The following is a 3,856-nucleotide window of genomic DNA, read 5'->3' as shown; positions in this document are numbered from 1 at the left end:
CGCCTTCGGTTGGTTCAGTTACACCACTTCTAGGGACACGATCCAGCAGCGGCGCAGGTGGGTCTGAGTTGATCTGGTCGAGGGCTTTACGCATGACACTGCGTAAATAGTCGCCTTTTTCAGAAAGGCTGGATGTACGGTAGGGTGGTGGGTCGGGTGTGATTTTTTTGGTCACGGGTGTTTCTCCACATTCAAAAACCTTCGGGAGTTCGCCCTCTCTCGTGTCCAGCGAATAGGTGGCAAACCGTGCACGGGTGGACAACCGGGGAATGTAGAACCCGGCACACCCATCACAGGTGTCCCGTGCACGGCCTGCCATAAAGCAGACACAAGGATACCGCTAGCGCGGTATTGTGCGGCTACATTCCAAAAAACGAAACACACGGGTGTCCAGCCCGGTCGCTGAACTTGCAGCGACGATTCAACACTAGCTGCCGGTAAAGGCTGGATCAATGCAAAGGCCGTGGGAAAGGTCGATCAAAGCCACTCCGTTTTCTCAATGATCTGCAAGAAAAATACCCTTCCGATACCCTGAACTCGGCTTTTCCCTCGGAAACGGGGGTAGATGCATTTTTCGCGATTTGCAGCGCTAATAAAAATAAATGCGTCCCCATTTCCGCGTCCCCATTTCCGAATGCGTCCCCATTTCCGCTAAAATAAATGCGTCCCCATTTCCGCTCTGGCGCTATCGGATGACCCAAAGCATGAGTCGGCGGGGAAATTGCTACGACAACGCCCCCATGGAGCGGCTGTTTCGTAGCTTGAAAACGGAGTGGGTGCCGACGGTGGGTTACATGACGACAGCGTTGGCCGAGCAGGACATCGGCCGCTACCTCATGCAGCGGTATAACTGGACAAGGCCGCATCAGCACAACGGTTTCGTACCGCCGGCGGTTGCGGAAGAAAAACTCAATTCTGTGTCCGGGAATTGTTGACCACTACACCGGTGCGCTTTGACCGCGCTGTCACGTATAGCAGGGGGGAACCATCACGGCTTGGGTACACCACCCAGCTCTACCGCCCACTCCCGCTCTCAATCATCCCCCTAAGCAAATTAGCCATCTCATCAAACAGAATCTGCACCGAGCGCAGCGACAGATTATCCGGACGCGTCAGCAACCAGATATCCGTATCGCAACCTTCCAGCGGCTCGCTCAGCCGCTCGACCCCTTCGAGGCTGTCGACCATGAAGTCGGGCAGGGCCGCCACGCCCAGGCCGGCACCGACCAGGCCGCCGACCGAGGACATGCTGCTGCAGCGATAGCGCGGCACCAGGCCGGGGTAGACCTGCTGGCGCCACACCACCGACAGGTGGTCCGCCAGTGAGTCGTTCGGGGCGATCCAAGGCTGATCGGTCGGCGACTGCCGATAGCCCTCGCGGTAACTGGCATGCCCGCAGACGAAATAGGAACTCTTGCCCAGGCGCCGTCCCACCAGGTGCTCGGGGGGCGAGTTGGACAGGCGCAGGGCGATGTCGGCGTCGCGTCGGCTCAGGCTGGCGAAGTTGTTGGAGGTGGCGATTTCCAGGGCGATGGCCGGGTAGCGTGGCATCAGAGTGGCAAGCCCCGGCAGCAGCAGGCTGCGCAACACCGCATCGGTACAGGTCAGGCGCACCGTGCCACTGATGACGTTTTCCCCGTGGGCCAGGGCGATGCGGGCCGTCTCGAGCGCCTGCTCGGCCCGTTCGGCCTGCTCGGCGATTGCCTTGGCGCTCTCGGTGGGGGTGTAGCCGCGGCGGTTCTTGTCGAAGAGCGCGACTTCCAGGTTGGCCTCCAGCTTGCGGATCGCCCGGAATACCGTCGACACATCCACCTGCAGTTGCTCGGCGGCCCTGGCCAGGGTGCGTCCGCGCACCAATGCCAGCACCAGGTGCAGGTCACTGTGGGTGACTTGATATTGCATCGTTGCAATCTTCCTTTGCCAGTTTGCCGATGTGGCTTGCGTGAGTGCCATCTTATACTCGGCGTGCTACTGCGAATCAATGGCACATGGACGGGTGCGCAGGTCTGTGCAGGACCACCGCCCGCGGCCACGCCAAATAACAAATACGCTGCACCGGCTCGCGAACCCTTTCGCCGGAGCCCGTCAGCGCCAAGGATGTACCCCCTCATGAACGCCCCAGTCTCCCCTCGTGTCGTGCAGCTCAATGAAGCGAACACCTTCCTCAAGGAGAATCCCGACATTCAGTTCGTCGACCTGCTGATCACCGACATGAACGGTGTCGTGCGTGGCAAGCGCGTCGAGCGCGGCAGCCTGCACAAGGTCTACGAGAAAGGTATCAACCTGCCGGCCTCGCTGTTCGCCCTGGATATCAACGGCTCCACCGTCGAAAGCTCCGGCCTGGGCCTGGACATCGGCGATGCCGACCGCATCTGCTACCCGATTCCCAACACCTTGAGTGCCGAGCCCTGGCAGAAGCGGCCCACCGCCCAACTGCTGATGACCATGCACGAACTCGACGGCCGGCCGTTCTTCGCCGACCCGCGGGAAGTGCTGCGCCAGGTGGTGCAGAAGTTCGATGCGCTGGGCCTGACCATCTGCGCGGCGTTTGAGCTGGAGTTCTACCTGATCGACCAGGAAAACGTGAACGGCCGGCCACAGCCACCGCGTTCGCCGATTTCCGGCAAGCGCCCGATCTCGACCCAGGTGTACCTGATCGACGACCTCGACGAGTACGTCGACTGCCTCCAGGACATGCTCGAAGCGGCCAAGGAGCAGGGCATCCCGGCCGACGCGATCGTCAAGGAAAGTGCGCCCGCGCAGTTCGAGGTCAACCTGCACCACGTCGAGGATGCGCTCAAGGCCTGCGACTACGCGGTACTGCTCAAGCGCCTGGTGAAGAACATCGCCTACGACCACGAGATGGACTCGACCTTCATGGCCAAGCCCTATCCGGGCCAGGCGGGCAACGGCCTGCACGTGCACATCTCGCTGATCGACAAGAACACCGGCAAGAACATTTTCGCCACCGACGACCCGCTGACCCACGCACCGCTGCGCCACGCGATCGCCGGCGTTCTGGAAACCATGCCGGCGTCGATGGCCTTCCTGTGCCCGAACGTGAACTCCTACCGCCGTTTTGGCGCGCAGTTCTACGTGCCCAACGCCCCGAGCTGGGGCCTGGACAACCGCACCGTGGCGGTGCGCGTGCCCACCGGCGGCTCTGATGCGATTCGCATCGAACACCGCGTGGCCGGTGCCGACGCCAATCCGTATCTGATGATGGCCTCGATCCTGGCCGGTATTCACCACGGCCTGACCCACCAGCTCGAACCTGGCGACCCGATCGATGGCAACGCCTATGAGCAACTGGAGCAGAGCCTGCCGAACAACCTGCGCGACGCCTTGCGCGAGCTGGACGACAGCGAAGTGCTGAACCAGTACATCAGCCCCGAGTACATCGACATCTTCGTCGCGTGCAAGGAAGCCGAGATGCAGGAGTTCGAAACCACCATCTCGGACCTCGAATACAACTGGTACCTGCACACCGTCTGAGGAGGTCGGCAATGAAAACGATCACACGTGAACAGTGGGAACAGCGTTTCAACGGCCTGAATATCGAAGGCCGGGCCTTCATCGACGGCCGTTATCGGGAGGCGGTGGCCGCTGGTTCATTCGCCAAGTCCAGCCCGGTCGATGGCCGGCTGCTGGCGGACGTCGCCAGTTGCCTGGCCGAAGACGCCGAACTGGCGGTGCAGGCCGCCCGTGCGAGTTTCGAACGCGGTGACTGGCGCAACCAGGCACCGGCGCAGCGCAAGCGCGTGCTCATCGGTTTCGCCGACCTGCTGCTGGCCCATGCCGAGGAACTGGCGCTGCTGGAAACCCTGGACATGGGCAAGCCCATCAGCGATTCGCT

The 3,856-nt window shown here is 61.6% G+C and carries 3 protein-coding genes and 1 pseudogene; 3 read left to right on the top strand and 1 reads right to left on the bottom strand.

Going from position 1 to position 3,856, the window contains the following annotated elements:
* Positions 1–677 precede the first annotated feature (677 nt).
* A pseudogene (locus K675_RS31175) lies at positions 678–935 on the top strand (integrase core domain-containing protein); the annotation flags it as partial.
* A 79-nt stretch (positions 936–1,014) separates the two neighbouring features.
* On the opposite strand, the gene K675_RS0120990 reads toward K675_RS31175, so the two are convergent.
* Entirely contained in the window at positions 1,015–1,902 is an 888-nt protein-coding gene (locus K675_RS0120990) for a LysR family transcriptional regulator (protein WP_017905439.1), read from the bottom strand.
* 207 nt (positions 1,903–2,109) lie between these two features.
* Here K675_RS0120990 and K675_RS0120985 point away from each other — a divergent pair, with 207 nt between their 5' ends.
* On the top strand, positions 2,110–3,495 hold the full coding sequence (locus K675_RS0120985; RefSeq protein WP_017905438.1) for a glutamine synthetase family protein: 1,386 nt from the start codon (positions 2,110–2,112) through the stop codon (positions 3,493–3,495).
* An 11-nt stretch (positions 3,496–3,506) separates the two neighbouring features.
* On the top strand, positions 3,507–3,856 hold a 350-nt coding region (locus tag K675_RS31170), incomplete at its 3' end, for an aldehyde dehydrogenase family protein (RefSeq protein ID WP_037006972.1).

The organism is Pseudomonas fuscovaginae SE-1 (genome assembly GCF_000364705.1).
Classification (GTDB): domain Bacteria; phylum Pseudomonadota; class Gammaproteobacteria; order Pseudomonadales; family Pseudomonadaceae; genus Aquipseudomonas; species Aquipseudomonas fuscovaginae_A.
This window is presented reverse-complemented; position numbering and strand designations above follow the sequence as displayed.

Excerpts from the sequence above, each read along its gene's own strand:
- K675_RS0120985 (WP_017905438.1), top strand. The coding sequence starts at position 2,110 with ATGAACGCCCCAGTCTCCCCTCGTGTCGTGCAGCTCAATGAAGCGAAC.
- K675_RS0120990 (WP_017905439.1), bottom strand. The coding sequence starts at position 1,902 with ATGCAATATCAAGTCACCCACAGTGACCTGCACCTGGTGCTGGCATTG.